The sequence below is a fragment of the bacterium genome (assembly GCA_041648665.1).
Lineage (GTDB): Bacteria > UBA10199 > UBA10199 > 2-02-FULL-44-16 > JAAZCA01 > JAFGMW01.
Genome location: JBAZOP010000176.1, coordinates 1 through 3,586, shown reverse-complemented (window position 1 = coordinate 3,586; position 3,586 = coordinate 1). Strand labels below are relative to the sequence as shown.

Annotated in this window: 5 protein-coding genes; all 5 read right to left on the bottom strand. The window is 60.9% G+C overall.

Translation table 11 applies throughout. The features are described from left to right. Window positions 1–703: alanine:cation symporter family protein (locus WC683_20270; GenBank protein MFA4974946.1), on the bottom strand; the 703-nt coding region annotated here is incomplete at its 3' end. Between the two features lie 26 nt (window positions 704–729). Continuing rightward, window positions 730–1,386: a ribulose-phosphate 3-epimerase gene (gene rpe, locus WC683_20265; GenBank protein MFA4974945.1), complete on the bottom strand. Its 657-nt coding sequence runs from the start codon at window positions 1,384–1,386 to the stop codon at window positions 730–732. Continuing rightward, window positions 1,383–2,309: a methionyl-tRNA formyltransferase gene (gene fmt, locus WC683_20260; protein MFA4974944.1), complete on the bottom strand. Its 927-nt coding sequence runs from the start codon at window positions 2,307–2,309 to the stop codon at window positions 1,383–1,385. Before fmt ends, rpe begins: the two co-directional genes overlap by 4 nt. A gap of 3 nt (window positions 2,310–2,312) precedes the next feature. Next, entirely contained in the window at window positions 2,313–2,831 is a 519-nt protein-coding gene (gene def / locus WC683_20255) for a peptide deformylase (GenBank protein ID MFA4974943.1), read from the bottom strand. 243 nt (window positions 2,832–3,074) lie between these two features. Then, window positions 3,075–3,586, bottom strand: a 512-nt coding sequence (locus tag WC683_20250) for a primosomal protein N' (GenBank protein ID MFA4974942.1), incomplete at its 5' end; no start/stop codon positions are given.

The window sequence follows — 3,586 nt, the reverse complement described above, 5'->3', positions numbered from 1 at the left end:
TGTCGGGTATGGTGCGCCAGCCGAGCGCGAGCAGCACGACGCAGCCGAGCACGTAGAAGAACGCCATGAAGGGCACCAGGCCTCCGCATACGCGCGCGATCGACTTGATGCCGCCGAGTATCACGATCGCGGTGAGCACGGTGAGGATTACGCCGGTGATCCAAGTGGGCACGCTGAAGGTGTCCTTGACGAGCATGGCGATTGAGTTGGACTGGACCATGTTGCCTATACCGAAGGCGGCCACACTCGTGAAGAGCGCGAATATCACGCCCAGCCACTTCGCGTTCATGCCTCGCTCGAGCACGTACATCGGTCCGCCGGACATCGCCCCCTTCTTGTTGGTGATGCGGTACTTCACCGAGAGCAGGGCCTCCGAGTACTTCGTGGCGATGCCGAATATGCCGGTGAGCCACAGCCACAGGACTGCGCCCGGACCGCCTGCAGCGATCGCGGTCGCCACCCCCACGATGTTGCCCGTGCCGATGGTCGCGGCAAGCGCGGTGGTGAGGGCGCCGAAGTGGCTGATGTCGCCCTCGCCCTCGCTCGTGCGCTTGAGGGAGATCTTTATCGCCTTTCCGATGTAGCGCTGGATGAAACGGAGCCTGAAGGTGAGATAGATGTGGGTGCCGAAGAGAAGGACCAGAAGGGGCGGGCCCCAGACGAAGCTGTTGATCTGGCTCAGGATCCTCTCTAACGATTCCATGGAACCCTCCTGTCGCGCCCTTCAGCTCAACGGGCAGCTTCCCTCAGCTCTGTGATGGACCTTTTGTAGTCGCCTGTGTCGAAGATCGCGGAGCCCGCGACTATGATCCCTGCGCCTGCGTCGAAGGCCCTCTTGATCGTCTCCTGGTTTATGCCGCCGTCTACCTCTATCTCTGTGGCCAACTTGTGTTTTTCTATGTGCTCGCGAATTATCGCGATCTTCTTTATGCAGTCATCGATCATCTTTTGCCCGCCGAAGCCGGGGTTCACCGTCATCACGAGCACGAAGTCGGAGAGCTCCACGAAGGGGATGACTTTTTCGACCGGGGTCGGCGGATTGATCACCGAGCCGGCCCTGCAGCCGAGTTTTTTTATTGCAGGCAGGAGCTTCGCGAGGTCGCACGTCTCGACGTGGACCGATATCCAGTCCGCGCCTGCCTTCGCGAAGTCCGCTATGTACTTCTCGGGGTTTTCGATCATAAGGTGACAGTCCAGCGGCAGCCTGGTCACCGGCCTGATCTTTTTCACGACCGGCGCTCCGATCGTGATGTTCGGCACGAAGTGTCCGTCCATCACGTCAACGTGTATGACGTCCGCGCCGGACGCCTCCACTTCCCTGATTTCGTCGCCCAGGCGCGAGAAGTCGGCGGATAGTATGGACGGAGCTATGAGCGTCTTCTTCATCCCAGTCTCTCTCCGGACGAGAGCTTGTGCCCGCGCAGGAAGTTGGCGGCCGGCATCCTCTTCCCGCCTTGCAGCTGGACCTCGACGAGCTTCAATATACCCTCGCCGCAGGCGATGCAAAGCCGATCTTGCGCCTCGATAACGGTCCCGGGCGCCGCCTTTCTTTCATCCTCGGTCATCTCCGCGCTGTGTATGCGCAGCGTCTTGTCTCCGAGATTTGTGTAGGCGCCGGGCCAGGGCGTGAAGCCGCGCACGCGGTTGAATATGGCGCGCGCGGTCAGGGACCAATCGATCAGGCCGTCCTCTTTTTTTATGATCGGAGCCTGCGTGGCCTTGCGGTGGTCCTGCGGGGTGGGGGTGAGTTTCCCTTCCTCCAACTCGCGTATGGTCGCCTTCAGCAGGTCTGCGCCCATTCGCGCCAGCCTGTCGTGGAGCTCGGGCGCGGTTTCGCTCTCGCCGATCGGGGTCTTGGCCTCAAGGAGGATGTCCCCGGCGTCCATCTCCTCGTTGATGAACATTGTGGTCACGCCGGTCTCTCGCTCCCCGTTGACTATGGCCCAGTTTATCGGCGCGGCGCCCCTGTATTTCGGCAGCAGCGAGGCGTGCACGTTGATCGTCCCGTGCGGCGGCATGTCGATGAGCTCCCGCGGCAGCATCCTGCCGTACGCTATTATCACGATGAGGTCGGCCGCGAGCTTCAGGAAGTGCCGCAGCACCTCGGGTTTTCTCACGCCCTCAGGCTGATAGAGCGGTATGCCGCGCTCCTTCGCGAACTCCGCCGTCGGGCAGGCGCGGATCTGCATGCCTCGGCCGGCGGGTTTGTCCGGCTGCGCGACTATCTCGAGGATGTCGTGATGCGACTTGACGAGCGCTTCGAGCGCCGGGACTGCGAATGCCGCTGACCCCATGAAGATTATGTTCATCGGCTAAAGTGCGACTGGATGGTCGTCTTCCTTCTTGCGCTTCGCAAGATACATGTTGCGTTTCAGGCGGCTCACGTTGTCGATGATGAGGGCGCCGTCGAGGTGGTCGATCTCGTGCTGGAGGGCGACGGCGAGAAGTCCTTCCGCCTCGATCTCATGCTCCAGGCCTTTCTCGTCCAGGTATCTCGCCTTGACGCGCTCGCTGCGTTTCATGAGCACGCGCATGTCCGGCACCGAGAGGCAGCCCTCCTCGTATTCGATCTCGCCCTGCCGCTCGATTATCTCGGGGTTGACCATCTTCATCAGGCCGTCTTGCTCGCTCTGTTCTCCGCCGGTGATGTCGATGACGATCGCGCGCACGGACTCGCCCACCTGCGGCGCGGCCAGTCCCACGCCGTCCGCCGAGTACATGGTCTCCGCCATGTCGTCGAGCAGCCGGCGGATCTCTTCGGTGACCTCTGAGATCGGCTTTGCCTTCTGCGTCAGCACCGGGCTGGGGTATTTCACGATTTTGCGAATCATGCGCCCACTATAGGCAAGGAACCAAGGCAAGGCAAAAGCAAAAAAAAGGACCCTCCAACACTATCGCTGAAGGGCCCAAAGGGGGGGGTCGAACTTTTTGACTCCCAACTTCTGTTTCTGCTTCCACAATAGTTATCGGTCCGCAGGGGGGCTCAAGTTGCGTGGGAGGGAATATTTTTTTCTTAATTTATAACTAATTGATAATACTGGGCAAAATAGCTATCTTGAGGGGCTTGATGAGGGTTAGAGCAGGTTTGAGGGATCGATATCGATCGAGATCCTGGCCCCTTTTTCTCTGCCTTCGAGCAGATGGCCGATCCTTGCGAGGAAGGATGAGAGCGCCTGGGCGCCTTGCGCCTTTATGAGCAGCTGCCAGCGGTACCTGTTCCTTATCTTTCCCATCGGGGCAGTGGCAGGGCCTAGGATTATGATGCCGTCCCTTTGGCCTGCCGCATCCTTCATGGCCAGGCCGAGGCGTTCCGCGGTCTTCTTTGCCAGGTCGGCCTTGAGCGAGGATATCCTCACGCATGCGATCCTGCCGAACGGCGGATAGCCGGCCTTCTTCCTGTATTCGAGCTCCTTCTCCACGAATCCCCCGAAGTCGTGGATCGCGGCGGCGGCGATCGAGGGGTGCTCCGGCTGCCAGGTCTGGATGATCACGCGGCCCGGCTTGTCTCCCCGGCCCGCCCGGCCCGCCACCTGCGTGAGTATCTGCAGGGTGCGCTCCGCTGCGCGGAAGTCCGGCATGTGGCGAG